At 57.6% G+C, this 20467-nt stretch carries 13 protein-coding genes; 6 read left to right on the forward strand and 7 right to left on the reverse strand.

Annotated elements, in window-relative coordinates:
• Positions 1-105 precede the first annotated feature (105 nt).
• Positions 106-1905: a FlgO family outer membrane protein gene (locus HEP89_RS20620; protein ID WP_168692955.1), complete on the reverse strand. Its 1800-nt coding sequence runs from the start codon at positions 1903-1905 to the stop codon at positions 106-108.
• Between the two features lie 770 nt (positions 1906-2675).
• Between HEP89_RS20620 and HEP89_RS20625 the strand changes: the two genes are divergently transcribed.
• The 3 genes from HEP89_RS20625 to HEP89_RS20635 are packed head-to-tail and all read left to right on the forward strand — an operon-like array spanning position 2676 to position 6495.
• Complete coding sequence (locus HEP89_RS20625; protein ID WP_168692956.1) at positions 2676-4124, forward strand: tyrosinase family protein; 1449 nt, start codon at positions 2676-2678, stop codon at positions 4122-4124.
• Position 4125: 1 nt separating this feature from the next.
• A complete protein-coding gene (locus HEP89_RS20630) occupies positions 4126-4950 on the forward strand; it encodes a DUF2182 domain-containing protein (RefSeq protein ID WP_168692957.1) in 825 nt (274 codons plus the stop codon).
• A gap of 18 nt (positions 4951-4968) precedes the next feature.
• Entirely contained in the window at positions 4969-6495 is a 1527-nt protein-coding gene (locus HEP89_RS20635; protein ID WP_168692958.1) for a hypothetical protein, read from the forward strand.
• Here the strand turns inward: HEP89_RS20635 and HEP89_RS20640 are convergent, their stop codons facing one another.
• From HEP89_RS20640 to HEP89_RS20650, 3 genes are all read right to left on the reverse strand, one after another.
• Positions 6496-6981, reverse strand: a complete 486-nt coding sequence (locus HEP89_RS20640) for a hypothetical protein (RefSeq protein WP_168692959.1) — start codon at positions 6979-6981, stop codon at positions 6496-6498. It lies immediately after the preceding gene.
• A gap of 411 nt (positions 6982-7392) precedes the next feature.
• Positions 7393-7974: a dienelactone hydrolase family protein gene (locus HEP89_RS20645; RefSeq protein WP_168692960.1), complete on the reverse strand. Its 582-nt coding sequence runs from the start codon at positions 7972-7974 to the stop codon at positions 7393-7395.
• Positions 7975-8297: 323 nt separating this feature from the next.
• On the reverse strand, positions 8298-9833 hold the full coding sequence (locus tag HEP89_RS20650; RefSeq protein ID WP_168692961.1) for an arylsulfatase: 1536 nt from the start codon (positions 9831-9833) through the stop codon (positions 8298-8300).
• Positions 9834-10328: 495 nt separating this feature from the next.
• Between HEP89_RS20650 and HEP89_RS20655 the strand changes: the two genes are divergently transcribed.
• Positions 10329-11312 carry a transporter gene (locus HEP89_RS20655; protein WP_286201065.1) on the forward strand — a complete coding sequence of 328 codons (984 nt, stop codon included), beginning with the start codon at positions 10329-10331 and terminating at the stop codon, positions 11310-11312.
• Positions 11313-11768: 456 nt separating this feature from the next.
• Here the strand turns inward: HEP89_RS20655 and HEP89_RS20660 are convergent, their stop codons facing one another.
• Positions 11769-13295 carry a M20 family peptidase gene (locus tag HEP89_RS20660; RefSeq protein WP_168692962.1) on the reverse strand — a complete coding sequence of 509 codons (1527 nt, stop codon included), beginning with the start codon at positions 13293-13295 and terminating at the stop codon, positions 11769-11771.
• 561 nt (positions 13296-13856) lie between these two features.
• Positions 13857-17540 (reverse strand): vitamin B12-dependent ribonucleotide reductase, encoded by a 3684-nt coding sequence (locus HEP89_RS20665; RefSeq protein WP_168692963.1) that lies wholly within the window; start codon positions 17538-17540, stop codon positions 13857-13859.
• 641 nt (positions 17541-18181) lie between these two features.
• Here HEP89_RS20665 and HEP89_RS20670 point away from each other — a divergent pair.
• Positions 18182-18892 (forward strand): response regulator, encoded by a 711-nt coding sequence (locus HEP89_RS20670; RefSeq protein WP_208993526.1) that lies wholly within the window; start codon positions 18182-18184, stop codon positions 18890-18892.
• A 205-nt stretch (positions 18893-19097) separates the two neighbouring features.
• Complete coding sequence (locus tag HEP89_RS20675; RefSeq protein ID WP_022998394.1) at positions 19098-19484, forward strand: NADH:ubiquinone oxidoreductase subunit NDUFA12; 387 nt, start codon at positions 19098-19100, stop codon at positions 19482-19484.
• A 245-nt stretch (positions 19485-19729) separates the two neighbouring features.
• Here HEP89_RS20675 and aat read toward each other — a convergent pair whose 3' ends face one another.
• Positions 19730-20410 (reverse strand): leucyl/phenylalanyl-tRNA--protein transferase, encoded by a 681-nt coding sequence (gene aat, locus HEP89_RS20680; protein WP_022998396.1) that lies wholly within the window; start codon positions 20408-20410, stop codon positions 19730-19732.
• Positions 20411-20467 lie beyond the last annotated feature (57 nt).

Here is a 20467-nt window from a genome sequence, read left to right on the forward strand (position 1 = left end):
CCCAAATCCTCCAAAGCCCCCGAAGCCGCCTGCCGGATATGCTGTTTCCCTAGGTGTCATGACTAACTCTCCCTACCTTTTTGATTGGCCGGTTCCGTTCCATTCTCAGGGCGGCAGTCCGGCTTGCCTTAGGGTTTCGGCGAAGTCCTTCCCAACCTGAAACTGCGCACTTGGCGAATTCTTCAGCCAGCGGCTTACGGTCAGATCCGGCTGACGCTCGCGCAGTTCGCTGATGGTCTGAGCTGCCAGTTCGGTGTGTCCAAGACGCATTTCCGCGACAGCCTTGGCACGCAGCGTCGAGGTGTGCGCACGGTTGGAGCGAAGCGACTGGTTGGCGAACTCGAGAGCGCGGTCATATTTTTCGGCCGTAACGCAGGCGGATGCCGCAAGCGACAGGAAAAAGTACCTGTAGGGATCGATGGGAGACAGGCGGAGGGCCAGTTCCGTGTCCTTGACAGCCTCCTCGCCAGCTCCCTTGAACGCGAAGAGAGTGCCGCGCAGCAGGCGGCCCATGGCGTAATTCGGATTGTACTCGAGGGCCATGTTGTAACGCTGTTCAGCTTCTTCGAGCTTGTGCGCGAGATTTGTGAGGGCAAATCCTTCGGACACAAGGGCCGTGACATTTGTCGGGTCATGGTCGAGCGCGGTTTGCGTGCAGCTCAAGGCAAGGGATTTTTCGCGCTCGGGCGAATCCGTCCACCCCTGTTGAACCGCCAGAACGTGCCATTTTGCCTTCCATGCCAGGGCCATTGCGGGTTGGCGCGACGAACGGTGAATCAGTTCGTCAAGAAGTTCGGCGGCGTATTCGAAATGATGGCGCGAGAGCCTGTAGATCAGTCCGATCGCGCTCATGAGAAGTGAATAGGCATCGAGTGTCTGCATCGGGCAGGACAGTGCCTGTTGCACCTCGCTCCGGAAGATTGCCGCGTGGCAGTCCTTGGCGAACTGATACATGACGGATGAATCGCTAAGGAGGGTAGGAACCTCCTCGCTCAGGCGATCCGACCAGATCACGCGACCGTTTTTTGCGTCGGCGAGTTCCGCGTCCAGAATTACGTGGTTCGCATCACCGCTATAGGTCCCCGACAGGACAAAATCCGCCTGAAGCATCTCCGAGATCTTGGCAAGGGAGATGTTCCGCATGCGAAAACCTGTCGTCGAAAGGCGGGAAATGACATTGAGTTCCGAGGACCGGGACAATGCGACAATCAATTCCTCTGCGAGCACTTCACCGAGCACGTAATTGTCTCTTGATCTGCTGCGTGGCGTGAAGGGAATAACCGCGACGGTGGGGAACAGGTCTTCGAATTGCTGTAACGGAAAAATGCTCGGGTGGGTTCCCACGGGATGGACCCTGAAGGCCCGCACCGTCTCCGCGACATTCTTGAGGTGGCAATCACCAAGATCCTCGAATTCCGCGTCGAGTTCGCTTGCCAAAGCATCCCTGACCTCGGCGGAGGCAACAATCTCTCCGGGCCGGGCAAGCGACATGAGACGGGCGGCAATGTTGACGTGACTGCCATAAATGTCGTCATCGCCGGTGGTGAGCACGTCGCCGGTGTCGATACCGATGCGAACCTGCAACCGGTTCACGGCAGGGAGTTGCTCGTTGATCTTTGCCAGTTCCGTGGTGAGACGCATTGCAAACCGGACTGCACTCGTTGCGTGCTCGATTTCAGCCAGAATCCCGTCGCCCAATGACTTCACGAGCCTGCCATCGTGTTCCGGCAGAAGGTCATCTTTCAGGTAGGCGACAAAGGAGAGCCAAGCTCCTATGGATGCATTGTCGGCAGTCGTAAACAGCCGCGCAGATCCAACTACGTCGGCAAAAAGTATTACTTTCTGCCGATTCTCCCATTTTTCGAATAGCCGTACGGGCTTTCGGTATTCAGCGGCTGCCTGCATGAATTTCCTCGTAGCGACAAAATCGCTCCACCTGAAAACAGTCTAAAATAAAAGAGTAGGCACCAATTTTTCGCAGAAATAATGAGGTAATTAACAATGATTGTTTCACATAGATAGATTTTCACACGCGTTTTCAACGCGATCTGCGCCATGGTCAGGCGAAATCGCTCTGCGTCCACTTGCGTTGCCGATAATAATTTTTTTTTCCGCTTCTAGATTGCCTTCAATCTAGTCATGTGTAAAGCAATACATTTATTACGCTAGGGAAGCTTTTCTTAAATATTTGAATTAGATTGTTTTGGGTGCTCACTTGCACGCGATCGTCGGAAAATAGGGAGGCGATGTGCTCTCGGTGCAATTGGCACTCGTGAAGCCTTCCGGCTGTCCTTTTCGGCTGTTTTCCTGATCCTGGAAGGCTAGGTCCTTGCCTTTGTCGCCGCGCTCTCATTCGTGGAGTGGCCGAAACCGGCACCTGCCGGTACCGGCGGAGGTCATTGATCCGTGTGGTCGGCTATCTAGCCAGTCGAAGTGATTTCGTCTTCGAACGCCGGGAAGAGGGGATCTTGGAATATTGCAACTTTCAATGCACGTAATGGTATTGCTGCCGCATTCTGTCAACCTGGGGCGTTACATCTTTGTTGTTTCATGCTAACGTAGCTGCCTGTTTGAAAAACAGATTGATGCGCTTTTGATTTTCAGGCGCCGCAAGTAAATTTTCGCTTTTCAAAATTCAGATGACTGTTCTCTCGAGTTTTCAATGGGAGGAAATAATGGCAGGCATAAGAAAAGACATTGCCAAGCTCGGCGGGCCATGGTCCGACACGATGCTTTGGTATGCGCGAGCCGTTGGTGAACTGCGGTCGCGCCAGTTGCGTGATCGGACAAGCTGGCACTACCTGGCAGCGATCCACGGCATCAATCCTCAAGGTTGGATTGATCAGAACATCATTTCACCGACCACGCCGGCGCCAAACGCCGACGAGCAACGATTGATGTTCAACCAGTGTCAGCATGCGGGTTGGTTTTTCCTGCCCTGGCACAGGGGCTATCTGCATGCGTTCGAGGCAATCCTGGCAGACTGGATTTTCAGACAGGGCGGTCCGACTACATGGGCATTGCCCTACTGGAATTATCTCAACGGGTCTGACCCAGCGTCGCGAGACTATCCGCAGGAGTTTTTGGACAGCACCATTCCGGGTGACAATACGCCGAACCCGTTGGCCAACGCGTTTCGTGGCCCTGCCGTGAAACTTGGTCCGCAGGCCTGGATCAATGTCGACATTTCGCTCGACGCGCAAACCACGCAGACCGTTTATACATCAATCCCCGGCACGCTTGGATATGGCGGTCCTATCAGCGGTTTCGACCAGCAGGGCAATGCCTATGGTGCGGTCGAAAGTGACCCGCACAATTTCGTGCATGTCATGGTGGGCGGCAACGTACCGCCCAGTCCGACCGGCTGGATGTACGATCCGGATTTTGCCGGTCTCGATCCGATCTTCTGGGTTCACCATTGTAACATCGACCGCTTGTGGGCCGCCTGGATGACCGGGGGAGGCAACTCCCAGGAAACCAGCCGGCCCTGGCTCAACGGGCCGTTCCCGCGCCAGTTTGCGATGCCGGACGCACAGCAAAATATTTCCATTTTCACGCCGGAAGACACGCTTCCGGGCGCGGCTCTTGCGCCGGTCTATGATAATCTGATCGATGGAACGGGCATTACGCCCACCGTGGGGATTGCAATGGCCACCACACCGACAGGTCGGGGCACTTCGACACTCGTCGGGGCAAACGACGAGGTGCTGCAGGTTACCGCAAGTCCGGTAACGGCACGCGTGAAACTGTCAGCAGCGCCAACTGCGGCCCTTGCTGCTGCAGCCCCGGCCGCAGCGGAGCGACTTTATCTCAACGTTGAAGGTGTCCGGGGAAATTCTCCGAGCGGTGTTCTGTCCGTTCGTGTTGTTGCGCCAGGCATACCGGATGCGGAAATCAACGAAACTCTGGTGTTCTTCGGCCTTGGAAAGGCCAGTTCAACCGACGGTTCGCACGCAGGCAACGGCCTGTCATCAACCGTGGAAATCACCGACAAGGTTGCGGCCATGCAGGCGCGTGCTGGTGCTGCAATCCAGGAGCTCGAAGTTAGCCTCGTTCAGCCAGAGGGGGCCTCGTCGGAAATTACCGTCGACCGGATCAGCATCTACCGTCTCAGGGTTAGATGACATGTCCCGGCTGGCAGCCTTTGCCGTGCAGACCAGTCGGGGCGCAATGCCCTGGCTGGTTGCCTTGAGCGCGGGCAGCTACCTCCTGCTCGGTTTCGCACAACCAGCTTCGAACGTCGCGGCTCTTTGCGGGCGTCTGAATGTTGCGCAATCCGTTTTCCTGCCCGCACCGAACCTTCAATTCTCGCAGATCTTGCAAGCGGTAGCCGCGGACTGGGTCCTGATGGTCGTGGCCATGATGGCGCCGCTGGTTGCCGCCAATCTGTCTTATGTCGGCCGAGTGGTGCATGCGTCCCAAAAGGTGGCTGCAAGTATTGCCTTTCTGCTCGGTTATCTTTGCGTCTGGACCTTGTCGGGCCTGTTGCTTGTGCCACTGGCGTTTGTCCTGGCGCTTGCCGGCGCCTGGATCGACTTGTCGTTGGCATTCGGTGTCGCTGTCGTTTGGAGCATGTCCCCGCTCGCCCAATGGGCCAGAAACAGGTGCCACGGTACCAGCCGGATGGCAGCTTTCGGACAGGAGGCACAGGCTGATGGTTGTTGGTTCGGTCTTCGAACCGGGGCGGCTTGTGTGGTTGCTTGCTGGCCCTGGATGCTTGTGCCTTTGCAGGTGGAGACCGGCCATATTGCCGTGATGGTGCTGACAGGTCTCTATCTTTTCGCCGACCGGATTGCACCGCCTGCCGCGCCAGTCTGGCGCCTGCCTCCGGCACTGGAAACTGTTCTGGGGGTGTCGCTCCTGCCAGGAGGACGCGGACCAAACGGGCACAGTCTGCGCCACACCAAGCCGCTTGCTGCAACAAGCCAGCCTGTCCGGACACGCCATTGACGGTCAGAGGAGGAAATCATGCCGATCAATTTCATTCCGAACGACCCGAGAGCCGGACACCCGCCTGCAGCCGTCATCGAGGCGCATGCTGAGCGGCCAGATGAACTGGCCCGGTATGTCTATCTGGGCTCCGTCCCGGAAGACACATATCCAACTGACAGCGACGGCTTTCTGTTCTGGCAATGCCGCGAGGCCGCTCTCAGAGCCATCGACCTTTGGGAGTTGATCGACGGGAGCACGCTGACCAAGTGGCAGAACGGGAAAACCCTGCGGCTGAAACACAAGACGCCGGGGCAGCCCCAACTCAATGCCTTTTACGACAGGCTTTCGCTCTCCTTTTTTCAGGTGGATGCTGCCGGGGGAGACAGTTACCGCTCAGGGGCAAGTACGGATGTTGTCGCACACGAGGCGGGCCATGCCTTTCTGGATGCAATTCACCCGGATCTTTGGGGGGCTTTTCAGGCGGAGCCGGGTGCTTTTCACGAAGCCTTTGGAGACTGCATCGCAATTCTTGTCGCGCTTCAGGACAAGGCGACCCGCAAGGTGCTTCTCGATCAAGGGCTGTTGAGACAGAAAAACTTTGTCGAGACCACTGCAGAGGATCTGTCCCACGGTATTGCCGTCCTGGTCGACGCAAATCACAATGCGGCGGTCCCACGGCGCGCTCTCAATACACATCAATGGGTGATGCCGGCCTCCTTGCCGGTGTCAGGTGGCCCGGGCGTTCTGATCAACGAAGTACATTCGCTGGGCATGATCTTCAGCGGTTGTTTTTACGACACGTTGACGAACATCTATCAGTCGCGCGGTGTGGAGAGCGAAAAAGGATTGCTGGCGGCGGCAAGGACGGCGGGAGAGTTGCTGGTCGCTGCTGCGCGTACGGCGCCACTTAAACCTCGATTTTTCCAGGCTGTCGGCAACGCCATGCTGATTGCGGACGGAATGCGCAATGCCGGGGTCAATGCCCAGGCGATCCGGGACGGGTTCGAGAGCCATAATGTGCTGTTGAATGCCGAACAACTGACATCTCCCACCGTGGTTCTGGCTGGCCGGCCGCCTTCGGAAACCGTTCATTCCGTTCGTGATGTGCTGACACAGGCCTCTCGCCGCAGCCTGCTTGAAGTCACCGGAGATGATACGGATCAACGGTTCTACGGCAGCCGGGTTCAGCTTGGCGACCAGTCGGTAGCAGCCGTTCGGCGGCGCCAGAAAGTCTCGCTCGCAGATGTCGCCAGCGATCTGGAAGGCGTCTATTGCTACGTTGAGGAAGACGTCCTCATCGGTGAGCAAAACGGGAATGCCGCCCTGCTGGGCGAGGTGGAGACGGTACGGCAATCCGCTGTCGAGGCGCAAAGCTTTGTCTTCAGCCTGCATGCCGCCGGTCAGATTTCAGAAGAGGCCCACAGCCAGGCGGGCGACGATACGATCGGTGCCGTGAGCCATGTGGTCAGTAACGTGGGGAAGGAGCGTCGATTGCTTCGAAAGCGTTTCAATTGCCGGTGTCACGCTCTTCCAGGTACGGCAAGGGCTTTCCTGTGCACTTGATCAGTTGAAGCCCCTTCGCCGAAGTATGCGTCTGCCGGTCTCATCAGTTTCGACATAGTGCGTCGGTTGACCGAGCAGTGGCGACGCCATGCCTTCAAGCTCTCCTGCTTCAGCTTGACCTGTCTCACCTGGTGCCATCTCAAGCTGGCCATTGGCCCGCAGACTTTGAATGTAGGCCTTTGCCTCCAGGATCGTGTCTTCAGCAACCTCTTTGAATGCGACAGGGTGAGGGCTGTCCAGCTGTTCAATGATAAACGACGTGGGAAGGTTCAGGAACAGGCCGGAGAGGGCGCCAAGTGCGCTGTCTTCCACGGATATCAGGCAATGACCTTCTGCTTCGATCCGCTCCGGGCGGAACGAAACTTGCTGGAGGTCGACAACACCTTCCGCGGCCGCCAGAACCGGCAGCACCAGTTGCAGGTTCTCGGCCGCGTTTCTTCCGGTTTTACGGGCAATCTTCAATAGCATTGCCGGCCAGCCAGACATTCCATCGGCGCCAGTCTCCTCCAGAAGTAGTTTCGGTAAACCTGGCGGGAGAGCGGCTTCCGTGCTGCCGGGGCCGGCGTCGATCAAAACACATTCCGATGCGGGATCATTTACCGCGAAACGTTCCTGCAATTCTCCCAGGATTGTTGCGTCAACACCGGGTTTGTTCGTCTCAATGACCTGGGAGGGACCAGCTGGAAGCCGTAACTCTCTCAAGGTGGACAGGACTGCAGCTACGTCATTTGACGTGCGAACAACCAGCGCAAAGGCAAGCCGAGCTCCCGTTTCACCTCTCATCTGGCCAATCGCATCCAGTGCCTCACAGACGAAGTGTCTGAGGGCGCCATGCGGGTCAAGAAGACTGTCCGGTGTCAGAAGCAGCAAGCGCAGCAGTTTGGCCTCCTGGTTTCCTCAGACGCGTTGCAGGAATTCAATGACCCGCCGGGTGAGCAGGGCAGACGCTTCTGCATCAAACGATGGTAGCGAGCTGTCGGCGAAATAGTGCTCCTCTCCGGGATAGAGAAAAAGAGCCGCATCCTCTGCCGTTTCAACGATCTCGCGCGCGGCATCGATGTCACCTTCGCCGACGAAAAAAGGATCATTGTCCATCGCGTGGATTTGAACAGGGACGCCGTTAGGCCAGGGCCCAAAAGACCAGTCACCGCTGATTGGCAGGCAGGAGTGGATCAGCAAGGCTGCCCGTGCTCCAGACCGGGTTTGAGCAAGCTTCTGCGCCGGTAGCACACCAAACGAGAAACCCGCGTAGACGAGATCGTGGGGGAGTTCATCTGCCAAACGGACACCGCGTTCACGCATCTCGTCAAAGCCGGTTTCCTCGATGAAGGCGAGGCCCTTCTCGATGCTGTTGAACGTATTACCCTCGAACAAATCCGGCGTGTGCACTTTGTGGCCGGCCTGTCGCAGATTGTCTGCAAACTTCAGCACCCCGGAAGTCAAGCCAAGCGCATGGTGAAACAGCAGAACCTCAGACATCTGGCTCCTCCAGAAGTGGAAAATAGCACGCAGCAAGGCATCGTGTCATCGGTGGGCGCATGCAACGGCGCGACCCGTCTCCGGGGACGCCTGTACGTCGGACGGACTTCTGGCTTTCCGAAGCTGATTGGCAGCGAAAGCGGTCACAGGCGGGACTGCGCGCGGGCAGGAAGGAGGTTGAGCGATCCCTGTTTTCATTTCGGGGTGGCAGATCTCCCGGTGCTCTTCGCACGCCGCGCCTGTTGCCTCATAGTTTAGCCTCCCGGCCTTATTCGTCCGGAAGGCTGTATTGGTGGAATTGAGGATCCGCCGCTTGCTTAGGCTTACTGCGGTGGCGGCGCAGCGTTCATGATCCGCTTCGACATGTCCTCAACAGACGTGGAGAAACTGGCAATCCGCGGCGGGAATTCCTCGAAGGAGGCAACAAACTTGTTCACCAGGCCGAGTGCCGGACCGATGGCCCAGGACCTGTTCTCCTGCCATTCGTCAAATCCCCGGGCGTCGTGGAACCGTTCAAAGGGATCGAGATCGAGGCGCGTGATCAACGGGGAAGTCATTTCGTATTGGTTGCCGTTGAACCAACGGTCTTGGCTGGTGAACAGGAACTTCCATTCCCCGAAGCGCAGGCCGTGGAAAGTGGTTTCAGTGAAATAGAAGAACTCCATCCGGTTGGAAGGCCCGGTTTGGGTCAGCAACGGGGTCTGGTCATAGCCGTCCAGATGAACCTTGAAGGTCTTGCCGCCAATGTCCGCACCCGCCAGAAGCTGTTCCTTGATGTCTGGCTGACCCAGTTGGGACATGATGGTCGGGATCCAGTCCTCCATGGTCATAAGTTCGCCGGTGGTGGTTCCTGCCGGCGTTACTCCGGGCCAGCGCACTGCCATGGGCACCTTGAAGCCGCCTTCATAACCGCCCACGCCCTTTTCACCCCGGAAAGGCTGGTTGCCGCCGTCGGGCCAGGAATTGGACGCCGCACCGTTGTCGGTGGAGAACATCACCATCGTATTGTCGGCGACGCCAAGTTCGTCCAGCAGGTTCAGAAGCTCACCCACGTCGTCGTCCAGTTCCACCATGCCGTCGGCATAAACATTGCCGGTGCCGGTGATGCCATCATAATGGTCGTTCAGGTTGGTGCGATAGTGCATGCGGGTGGTGTTGTGCCAGACGAAGAACGGCTCGTTGGCGGAGACAGCCTCCGTAATGAAGCGCTTGCTTTCTTCAAGCACGTCCTGGTCAAGGTTGCGCTGAACTTCCTGGCCGAAGGGCCCGAGATCCTCGATCTCCTGACCGCCATCTGCTTTTGCAAAGCTGTGAATGATGCCTCGCTGTGCCAGGTTCGCATCCTCGAAAGCCTGTGCCGGATAATCCACCTGCTCGATATATTCCCCGGCGTTCAGGTGGTAGAGGATCCCGAAGAATTCATCAAACCCGTGGTTGGTGGGTAGATGTTCGTCCCGGTCACCAAGATGGTTCTTTCCGAATTGTCCGGTGCGGTACCCCAGGGGCTTGAGCATTTCGGCCAGTGTCGGATCTTCGGTCGAAAGACCTTGTGGCGCACCGGGGAGACCGACGGTGGACAGGCCGACCCTAAGCGGGTACTGGCCCGTGATGAAGGCGGCCCGGCCTGCGGTGCAGGACGCCTGGGCATAATGATCCATGAAGAGCATGCCTTCGTTTGCGATCCTGTCGATATTGGGCGTCTCGCCTGCCATCATGCCTCGGTGGTATGCCGAGATGTTCCACATCCCGACGTCATCCCCCCAGATGACGAGAATATTTGGCTTGTCTGGTTCCTGGGCTGTGGCAGCTACCGGGGCCAGGCAGGCAGCAAGTGCTGCTGCCGCAATAATTTTCAACATCACGCGGCTCCTTCACGAACGATAAGTCCATCAAACAGCCCAATGATCCCATACGTCAAATGGATTGCAAAAATTCTGTATGCAAATTTTGGGTGTGAGTTAATGCGAGTGTTCAAACAAGAAGGGTATATGCCACCGGAAAGTGAGCTGCTGATTTCGGGACAAGGTGGCAATGACTTCCAAAGTTGCGCCGACCAGACAGATCAGTGAACGTTGACGATTTACCCCAAGCGTAGTCCAATTCGTTGCTGGATAATATCCCGGGAAAATTGCATACTGTAGCTTCGCTACCAAATTGAAGTTGCTCTTTTTCTTCGGGTGTTGGGAGCTCGTATTGAAAAGGTGGCCCGGCAGACTGGCGAGTATGAGAGTAGAGGACTGCCTTCATGCAAAAATCGGTCTGTCAAACGGGCGGTAAGTGCGCAAGCAAGTGGAAATCGACACACAGGGCCATGCAGCAAACCCGTAGCGACTTTTGAGGCAGGAGAGGCGGACGTGGGCGAGACAAGAACCAGCAAAGCACGCAGACACTCACTCACCTTGAAGGTGTCGCTGTTCGCACTGATGTGCCTTGCGGGCACATCGCAGCAGGCAAACTCGGCTGAAAGCGGTGTCGGTTTTTATCTGCTTGGGTCTAAAGGGCCATTTGCGGCGGTGCTGCCCGGGCCGGGTGTCTACTTTCAAAATGACGTCTATTTCTATTCAGGGTCTGCCGGGGCGAGCCGTGACCTGCCTGTTGGCGGCCGGGTTATCGGCAATGTCGACGCGACCGCCTATATCGATCTCGCAACCGGCTTGTGGGTTGTACCGACAAGCGTTCTTGGGGGCAGCCTTGCCCTGCAGGCGACGGTTCCTTGGGGTGGACAATCCGTCGATGCCTCACTTGATGCCGGCGGAATTCTCGGAGCATCTGTCAGCGATACGGTGTTCACGATTGGTGACCCCGTGGTTGGCGCCTTGCTGGGCTGGCACAACGGCAATTGGCACTGGACGACGGGTTTCCTCGTCAACGTGCCGGTGGGGGACTACCAGAAAGGCGAGATTGCCAACGTTGCCTTCAACCGTTGGGGGCTCGACATCAACGGTGGCGTAACCTGGTTCGATCCCAAAAGCGGCTGGGAGGTTTCCGGTGTAGCCGGTTTCACCTTCAACGGCGAAAACCCGGCCACAAACTACACCACCGGAACGGAATTTCACTTCGAAGGGGCGCTCACCAAAACCTTTTCACCCCAGTTCTCGGCAGGGCTGGTCGGCTATTACTACGACCAGATTACAGCCGACAGCGGATCCGGCGCCAGGCTTGGCGATTTCGAGGGGCGCGTTGCCGCACTCGGCGGCACGGCGGGCTACAATTTCCAGCTCGGCCAGACACCGGTCTCGACACGCGTGAAGGTTTACCGGGAGTTCGCTGCGGAAAATCGTCTGGAAGGGACGTCGGCCTATCTCACCCTGACGATCCCGCTGGGCGTCAAACAGTAGCGCAGACTGGGCAAATTTTTATCTTGTTCAGCAGGCCATGAAGACCTCAAGTCACATGTACATGTGGCCTTTTTCAAGACAGGCGAGCGGCGCAAAACCAGATCCGTCTTTGCAGAGGGAGAACTTCAGGATTCCGCAGTCGATTTCCAAAAGAAGCCAGAGCTTTCAAGGATCTATCCAAACCAACTTCTACAGAGGCCGAGGAGTATCTCTTTGTTATTTCTGGTTTCGGTCGTAAAAAGCGTTTGAACGCAAGTCGCCCGACGCGTTGCCGAAAGCAATTTTGCCAGACAATCCTTCAGCTCGAAGACGAACGCCCCGGTCGAAAAGGCGGTATTGAGATCGGTATTTGCCCCTTGTGTTCGCCCGCTGGATGCCCGCGTTTCCTAAAAGGCTTATTTGGTACTATCGTTACCGTTGTCCCTGCAGTTCTGCCAAACAATGCTGGGCCCGATTTCACAGGTCGTCCAGATTGTCCATCATCTGGTAGAAGAAGCCGATGGTCTTGCCGTATTCATCGACTCTGATGCGCTCATTGACACCATGGAAACCTTCAAATTCCTTCGTGTTTTCAAGCTGGATGCCGGTGATGGTAAAAACGTCCGGAGCGAACGGCCGGGCCTGGAAGTGTTTTGAATCCGAGCCGCCGATCACGAAGAACGGCGCCACGACGAGATCATTGCCCCAGATCTGGCGAATGGTCTTTTCCAGTGCCTTGTAGCCGGGGCCTTCGGGGTCAGCCATGGCGGTTGCAGGTGTCGAGGCGGAGATGTCCCGAATGGTTATGCGGTCGTCGCCGATGGCATCCTTTACGTGCTGGATGATGACCTCGGGCGTGTCGCCGGGCATGGGGCGAAAATTCACGACTGCCGTCGCTGAAGGTGGCAAAACGTTATCCTTGATGCCGGCATTGAACATGCTGACGGCAATTGTCGTATGCATCATGGCCCGGGTGACCTGATTGCCGGCCATGACCTCGACAAACTGCTTTTCGAGATCGGTCATCTCGCCGTCCTTGCCGAAGGCAACGGCTGCATAAAGCGGCTGATAGGCTTCATCCAGTTCAGGCCCGAGGTAACGATACTGATGACGCAGCGCAGGATGAATGCGGTAGGGAAACTGCGCGGCTTCCAGCTTGGTGATCGCCTTTGCGAGAATGCCGATATTCGATTCCTCGGGCGGCTGCGATGAATGACCTCCGACCCCATGCATCGCCAGTTCAAGGCTGACGTAGCCCTTTTGCGCTATGCCGATCAGCGCCGTATTATCTGGAAGTCCGGGGAACAGACCGGGCACCAGCGGAGCTGACTCGTCCATGACGAAGGCAAATCGCTTGATGCCGCGTTTTTCCAGGGTCTCCGCAATGAATCTGGCCCCTTCCGGGCCGCCGACTTCCTCATCTTGACCAAAGACGAAATAAATCGTCCGTTCCGGTTGCCAGCCTTCCTTGATCTTCATTTCAGCAGCTTCAAGAATGCCGTGAATCTGGTTCTTGTCGTCAAGGACGCCACGTCCCCAGATGTATCCGTCGGCAACAGCCCCGGAGAACGGATCTTGTTCCCACTGATCTCGCGAGTCCGCCGGCACTGGCACCACATCCTGATGAGCGTAGAAGAGTGCTGGCTCCAGATCCGGGTTCTTGCCTTCCCAGGTGTAAAGCAGGCTGTAGGGACGAGGATCGCCGAGGATTTCTCGCTTCAAGACCTTGTGTACCTCCGGATAGGCCTCGACAAGGAACGCGTGATAGTCCTCAAACGCCTTGGTGTCGAAGTCGTCCCGGTCCTGGTTCGAGATCGTCGGAAACTGCACGGCCTTGGATAGTCGTTCGACCGCTCCATCGAGATCGACGTCGATCGAAATCTGCTCGACGCCTTTCATTTGCTTGGAAGAGAAATCCTGCGGCTCTTCCGCTAAGGCAGTCGCGCCAAAGGCAATGGAAGCCATGAGTGAAAAGCTGGCCGCATATCTGGTGGGGCGCTTCATGTTGGTCTCCTGGAGTGTGCGTTCGACTAGAACCGATTCTGGCTGATTGTGTTCTTTTAGATCTTGCCGTCCTTCTTGATCAGGATGAAATTTTCATCGGATCTGCGATCAGGCCAATTATTGTTCTCGACCGTCACCCGGTTAGCGAGAAGTTGCATCCATTTTGCACCCATTTTTCGAGCTTGGTAATTAATCTTGATCAATCAGGTGGTCTGATTTGCAAATTTGCCAAAAAGCGACGATGGGGAAGCACTACTTGAACCTGCGATCGTCGTCTTGGAAACCAGCTCTGTTTACGGGGGGCTCTTTGGATACTCGCTCATGGTCTGTCAGCGGCCCTTCGAATGCCGATGGTGTCGAGAACCGTGGCATGGAATGGCGGAAACCGGTGCTGGCAAAAAGAAAACCCGCCCGATCGTTTCCGATGGGCGGGTTCTTTCGTCTGGGCGCCGGGAGCCGCGCTGTGGCCGGTGGGAACCGGCCTGGGCGAACTCCCGGCTAAGCTTTGTGTGCGATGGAATTCAGACTTCCGGCCGGTGCCGGCCAGAAGTCTGTTGATCGTCAGCTGCAGCCGCTGGTGGAGCCGCAGGTGTCGCACTTCAGGCAGGTGCCGTTGCGCACCATGGTGAAGTTGCCGCATTCCGAGCAGCTCTCGCCTTCGTAACCCTTCATTCGGGCCTGAGCGATCTGCTGAGCCGCGGTTTTCACCTGTGGGGCAGGGGCCGAGGTCACTTCGACAGCGGCAGCTGCTTCCGAGCCGCGGGCGAAAGCCGTTGCGACGGCGGAGGTCTGGGCGGCGATTGTTGTGCCCAGTTCCACTTTCACCGCTTCGGTGATCTCGCCTGAAGGCTCGTTGCCGGCGACGAGACGGAAACGCTCGGTCTGGCCGCGGACGAGGCCGTGGGAAACCACACCGCCGGAGCTGCCCTTGTCCATGGTCTTGACCGCGCCAGCGCTGACCGGGCCGCTGAAGGCTTCCGGCGGAACGTGGGCAAGGTCGTGACGACCGAGATAGGATACTGCCAGTTCGCGGAACACGTAGTCGAGGATCGACGTGGCGTTCTTGATCGCATCGTTGCCCTGGACCATGCCGGCCGGTTCGAACTTGGTGAAGGTGAACGCGTCGACATATTCCTCGAGCGGCACACCGTATTGCAGACCAAGCGAAACCGAGATCGCGAAGTTGTTGATGAATGCCCGGAGAGCCGAACCTTCCTTGTTCATGTCGAGGAAGATTTCGCCGAGGCGGCCATCGTCATATTCGCCGGTGCGCAGGAAGATGGTGTGACCACCGATCTTTGCCTTCTGGGTGTAGCCCTTGCGGCGGGTCGGCAGCTTTTCCTGTTCGCGGACAACGCGTTCGACGATCCGCTCGACGATGCGTTCGGCAACCACTTCGGCCTTTGCAGCCATCGGCTTGGCGGCCAGAGCCTCGAGGGCCTCGTCCTCGTCTTCGTCCTCATCGGCCAGTAGCTGGGCGTTGAGCGGCTGGGACAGTTTGGAACCGTCGCGGTAAAGGGCATTCGCCTTGAGCGCGAGTTTCCAGGACAGCATGTAGGCTTCCTTGCAGTCCTCCACCGTCGCATCGTTCGGCATGTTGATCGTCTTGGAGATCGCGCCGGAGATGAACGGCTGGGCCGCTGCCATCATGCGGATGTGGCTTTCCACCGACAGAAAGCGTTTGCCGATACGGCCGCACGGGTTGGCGCAGTCGAAGACCGGATAATGCTCTTCCTTCAGGAACGGTGCCCCTTCCAGGGTCATCGCACCACACACGTGGGTGTTGGCGGCTTCGATGTCAGCCTTGGAGTAGCCGAGGAAGGTCAGGAGATCGAATTCCGGATCTTCCAGCTGCTCGTCGGTAACGCCGAGAGTCTTCATCTGCTCGTCGCCGAGGGTCCAGCGGTTGAAGACGAACTTGATGTCAAAGGCCGACTTCATGCCGTCTTTCAGCTTGGTCAGGCTCTCGTCGGTGAAGCCCTTGGTCTTCAGCGCGGACGGGTTGACGCCCGGTGCCTGATCGATGGAACCATGGCCAACGGCGTAGGCTTCGATCTCGCCAATCTCGCTTTCGGTGTAACCGAGCTTGCGCAGGGCTTCGGGAACAGCGCGGTTGATGATCTTGAAGTAGCCGCCGCCGGCCAGCTTCTTGAACTTCACCAGCGCAAAGTCAGGCTCGATACCGGTGGTGTCGCAGTCCATGACCAGACCGATGGTGCCGGTCGGGGCAATAACGGTGGACTGGGCGTTGCGGTAGCCGTTCTTCTCGCCAAGCTCAAGGGCACGATCCCAGGCCTTCTTGGCCCGCTCGACGATCACCTGATCCGGGCAGGATACGTGGTCAAGAGCAACCGGAGCCGTGTTGAGGCCTTCGTAGCCATCCGCTTCGCCGTAGGCGGCGCGGCGGTGGTTGCGCATGACACGCAGCATGTGGCTTGCGTTTTTCTTGTAGCCCGGGAAGGCGCCGAGTTCACCTGCCATTTCAGCGGAAGTGGCATAGGCAACACCGGTCATGACCGCGGTGAGGGCGCCGCAAAGTGCACGGCCTTCGTCGCTGTCGTACGGAATGCCGGAGGTCATCAGCAGGCCGCCGATGTTGGCATAGCCGAGACCAAGGGTGCGGAACTTGTAGGACAGTTCTGCAATTTCCTTGGACGGGAACTGAGCCATCAGCACCGACACTTCCAGAACGATGGTCCACAGGCGGACGGCATGTTCGTAGTTGTCGATGTCGAAGGACCGGTCTTCCCGGCGGAACTGCATCAGGTTCAGGGACGCCAGGTTACAGGCCGTGTCGTCCAGGAACATGTATTCCGAGCATGGGTTGGATGCGCGGATTTCGCCATCGGCAAGGCAGGTGTGCCAGTCGTTGATCGTGGTGTGGTACTGAAGGCCCGGATCAGCGGAAGCCCAGGCGGCATAGCCGATCTGTTCCCAAAGTTCCTTGGCCTTGACGGTCTTCAGAACGTCACCGGAGCGGCGGGCGGTCAGGTCCCAGGTGCTGTCGTCAACAACGGCGTTCAGGAAGCCGTCGGTCACACGCACCGAGTTGTTGGAGTTCTGTCCGGCAACCGTCAGATAGGCTTCGGAATCCCAGTCCGTGTTGAACGTCGGGAATTCGATCTTGGTGAAGCCCTGCTTTGCAAACTGGATGACGCGCTGAATGTAGTTTTCCGGCACCATCATTTTCTTGGCAGCACGGATTTCACGCTTCAGGGCCGGGTTCTTGGCCGGATCGAAGCAGTCGCCGTTGTCCGCCTCGCAGTTGACGCAGGCGCGCATGATTGCGCCGAGGTGCTTCTGGCAGATCTTGGAGCCGGTGACGAGCGCGGCCACCTTCTGCTCTTCCTTGACCTTCCAGTTGATGTATTCCTCGATATCCGGATGGTCGACATCGACAACGACCATCTTGGCCGCGCGGCGGGTGGTGCCGCCGGACTTGATCGCGCCGGCTGCCCGGTCGCCGATCTTCAGGAAGCTCATCAGGCCGGAGGACTTTCCACCACCGGACAGGCGCTCGCCTTCTGCACGCACGTGGGAGAAGTTGGAGCCGGTGCCGGAGCCGTATTTGAACAGGCGTGCTTCGCGGACCCAAAGGTCCATGATGCCGCCTTCGTTCACCAGGTCGTCGCCGACGGACTGGATGAAGCAGGCATGCGGCTGCGGATGCTCATAGGCGCTCTTGGACTTGACGAGCTTGCCGGTCTGGAAGTCGACATAGAAGTGACCCTGGCCCGGGCCGTCGATGCCGTATGCCCAATGCAGGCCGGTGTTGAACCACTGCGGAGAGTTCGGCGCCACCTTCTGGGTCGCCAGCATGTAACGCAGTTCGTCGTAGAAGGCCTGAGCGTCGGATTCCTTGTCGAAATAACCGCCCTTCCAGCCCCAGTAGGTCCAGGTTCCAGCTAGACGATCAAAGACCTGGCGGCCGTCAATTTCAGAGCCGTAGCGCTCGTCCTCGGGCAGGTCTGCCAGTGCGGCCTCATCGGCCTCATGGCGCCACAGCCAGGACGGAACGGTGTTTTCTTCTACGGCCTTCAGCTTGGCGGGCACGCCGGCCTTGCGGAAATACTTCTGAGCCAGAATGTCGGACGCGACCTGTGAAAACTGGGTCGGGACCTGAATGTTCTCAAGACGGAACACGATGGATCCATCAGGATTCCGGATTTCGCTGGTAGCGTTCCGGAATTCTACGCTGGCGTAAGGCGATTGACCTTCCTTGGTGTAGCGCCGCTCGATCCGCATCTTCTCAAGTCCCCTTTTAGATTACAGCCGGTTCCCCCGAACCGGGCTTGACCGCATTGCATCCGAACTGGCGTGGCCGCCTGCCTCTGTTCTCGAATGCCGCCCTGCAAGTTACAGGCTTCGAGCCTGTATGTAGCGTATCTTGTGTTTCTATCCACTATATATAGTGGTCATCAACAGGTTTGTCACGACATGCGCCTTGAAGTCGGCACAACAAAACCCGTCTCCCGGCTTTGGGGTCAAAGACCTGGAGCGGTACTCTTGGATACTGATGGTTTTGGATGACCGGAGCGCCCGGATAGGCACCCGACTACGCACATCGCAATGATGAGAAACTAATGTAAACGAATTCTTAAGGTCAAGGACCGAGTGACAACAGCTAGTGCCTGGATTGTGGGCAAACGCAAAATCTTGTGTGGTCGTGTGGATAATGGGGAACGGAGCGGGGACAGCGTTTTAGCAAGGGATTTAGCGCTTGCTTTCCCGGCGAAGGAGTGCCCGCCAGGAAGGCACAAGACCCTGTGGATGACGATAGACCGCATTTTATGAAAATTTGAAGAAAATGGCGGTGATCGATTTCAACCGGGTTTAAGCCGGGTCTGGTTTCATGATCGTGGGATAGGGAAAAAGGTCCGCAATTCATGAAACATCACGCCGCATTCGGACTAGCGATGGAGGACATCGATGCTGTCGTCGTCGAGGACAGCAAGCCGATGCAGACGATTCTCCGGTCGATATTGCTCAGCTTCAAGGTTGCGCGCGTGCGGGTGTTCGATTCGGTCGACGAAGCGCTCGAGGCAAGTCTCGCCGAACCACCCAACGTGATTCTCACGGACTGGCGCATGGCGCCGACATCCGGCTACCAGTTCCTGCGTCTGGTGCGGCATCGCCACATGGAGCCACTTTGTTATGTGCCGATTCTCTTCATTACGGCACATGGCACGCGACCACTGGTCGACAAGGCCTTGCGGGCAGGTGCGCACCACGTGCTGGTCAAGCCGGTTTCGCCGTCGACGCTGTTCAAGCGCCTCAAGTGGCTTCTTGCAGACGACCGGCCGATGATCCTGGAGAACTCCGGCTTCTACAATATCTATGGCATTCAAAAGGCCATGGATGAACAGGCGGAAAAGATGCAGTCGCTTGCCGGAGCCCGGCTGCACCACCGCGTTGCCACGCAAAAGCGTGCGGAAGTGGAAGGAGCCGTTGAGGCGGCATTCGACACCAAGGAAGAAGAGCCGGAAAAGGTCTTCGCCGGTGTGAAGAAGGAAGCGCCTCCCAAACAGCATTCCGCCGCTGCCAAACATATCCGCAATGCCGGCTTTGCGCCCTTCAAGGGTTTGAAACTTCACTGAAGCAGTCTGTTTGTAACCACCTGGGTGCGGTGTGCACCGGGCGTGACTGCGGCAATCGGCCCGCAGGCGCAAAATCCCGTTCTTTTCTGGCTGCCAAGTCTGGACAGATGCGGCCGTTGTCGCCATAGTCCGCGAAATTCCGTCCTGTCATGTTGGCGGGGCAACGGATGTTTCCGACTTGCAATCAAGGGACCTTCAAAGGGCCATGAAAACTCTGCTGCTAGAATTGTTCACCTGGTGGAACAGCCAGACAATGGGCACCCGCTTCTTCACGTGGCGCAAGGGTGAGTTTGTCGGTGAGGATGAGTTCGGTAACAAGTACTACAAGGAACGCGCAGGCAAGAAGCGCTGGGTGATCTATAACGGTCTTGCCGAAGCCTCTGCCATTCCTGCGGGCTGGCACGGCTGGATGCATCACCGCGTTGATACGCCGCCGTCCGAAGAAACCTATCACGCCAAACATTGGCAGCAGGGTCACAAGGCCAACCCGACGGGCACTCCGGCCGCTTACCGGCCGCACGGTTCCATCCTGACCCCGGAAAAACGCCCGGATGTGACCGGCGATTATGAAGCCTGGACCCCGGGCAGCTGATAACCGCGCATTGCGAAAATCAGGAATGAAATAGCCCCGCAATTGCGGGGCTTTTTTGTTCGTCCATACTTCTTGGACGTCCATGACTCTGCCAAGAGGACCTGACTGTCAGGTCTTGTACGGGCTAGATGGTTGTCGATGACGCAGCGAAAATTGCAGGGTTGCACCCTGCGATGGCGAACGGTGAAGCAGTGAGGCCATTGAAACGAGAAGTGTCACAAATCGCGTGACGCATGAGCTCAAAACTAACGCTCGTACCAACTATCGAGCACCGCCAAAACCTCCTCACCACTGGCTTGAGGTGACAGGGCGTAGAAATCGGTTTCCAGCTTCAGGGCTTCGCTGAGCAGCTCGTTATAGGCAGCTTGAGGAACTTCCTCGGTGCCGAACTTGCTGAGGTGCTCGGTTACGAACTGAGTATCGAGCAGGGAATAGCCGCCGACGATCAGCCGGGCAACCAGATGCGCAAGGCATACCTTGGAAGCGTCGGTGCGGAAGGTGAACATGCTCTCGCCGAAAAAGGCGCCGTTCAGGCTGACACCGTAAAGCCCTCCGACAAGTTCGCCATCCTGCCAAGCTTCAATGGTGTGGCAATAGCCCATGTCGAAAAGCTCGCCGTAGAGGCGCCTGATCTCCCGGTTGATCCAGGTTTTCTGGCGTCCGGGCATGGGCTCGGCACAGCCATCGATAACGCCCTGAAAATCCGTGCTGACCCGCACCTCGAACACGTCGTTGCGAATCGTTCGGCGCAGGCGGCGAGGCAGGTGAAAGTTATTGAGGGGAAGGATGCCGCGACGCTCCGGCTCCAGCCAGAAGAGGCCGGGGTCGTCGGCAGATTCTGCCATCGGAAACAGGCCGCAGGCATAGGCTTTCAACAGCACCTGCGGTGTGATTTCCATGATGATGTCGTCTTTGTAACCAGCCATGAGGCCTCACTTACCAGACGGGATGGGCAGATCAGCAGGTGTCGACTTGAGCACCCA

It is taken from the genome of Labrenzia sp. 5N, from assembly GCF_012395805.1.
Classification (GTDB): Bacteria; Pseudomonadota; Alphaproteobacteria; order Rhizobiales; family Stappiaceae; genus Roseibium; species Roseibium algicola.

Excerpts from the sequence above, each read along its gene's own strand:
- HEP89_RS20645 (WP_168692960.1), bottom strand. The coding sequence starts at position 7,974 with ATGTCTGAGGTTCTGCTGTTTCACCATGCGCTTGGCTTGACTTCCGGG.
- HEP89_RS20650 (WP_168692961.1), bottom strand. The coding sequence starts at position 9,833 with ATGTTGAAAATTATTGCGGCAGCAGCACTTGCTGCCTGCCTGGCCCCG.
- HEP89_RS20675 (WP_022998394.1), top strand. The coding sequence starts at position 19,098 with ATGAAAACTCTGCTGCTAGAATTGTTCACCTGGTGGAACAGCCAGACA.
- HEP89_RS20660 (WP_168692962.1), bottom strand. The coding sequence starts at position 13,295 with ATGAAGCGCCCCACCAGATATGCGGCCAGCTTTTCACTCATGGCTTCC.
- HEP89_RS20630 (WP_168692957.1), top strand. The coding sequence starts at position 4,126 with ATGTCCCGGCTGGCAGCCTTTGCCGTGCAGACCAGTCGGGGCGCAATG.
- HEP89_RS20670 (WP_208993526.1), top strand. The coding sequence starts at position 18,182 with ATGAAACATCACGCCGCATTCGGACTAGCGATGGAGGACATCGATGCT.
- HEP89_RS20620 (WP_168692955.1), bottom strand. The coding sequence starts at position 1,905 with ATGCAGGCAGCCGCTGAATACCGAAAGCCCGTACGGCTATTCGAAAAA.
- HEP89_RS20625 (WP_168692956.1), top strand. The coding sequence starts at position 2,676 with ATGGCAGGCATAAGAAAAGACATTGCCAAGCTCGGCGGGCCATGGTCC.
- HEP89_RS20665 (WP_168692963.1), bottom strand. The coding sequence starts at position 17,540 with ATGCGGATCGAGCGGCGCTACACCAAGGAAGGTCAATCGCCTTACGCC.
- HEP89_RS20640 (WP_168692959.1), bottom strand. The coding sequence starts at position 6,981 with ATGTCTGGCTGGCCGGCAATGCTATTGAAGATTGCCCGTAAAACCGGA.
- aat (WP_022998396.1), bottom strand. The coding sequence starts at position 20,410 with ATGGCTGGTTACAAAGACGACATCATCATGGAAATCACACCGCAGGTG.
- HEP89_RS20635 (WP_168692958.1), top strand. The coding sequence starts at position 4,969 with ATGCCGATCAATTTCATTCCGAACGACCCGAGAGCCGGACACCCGCCT.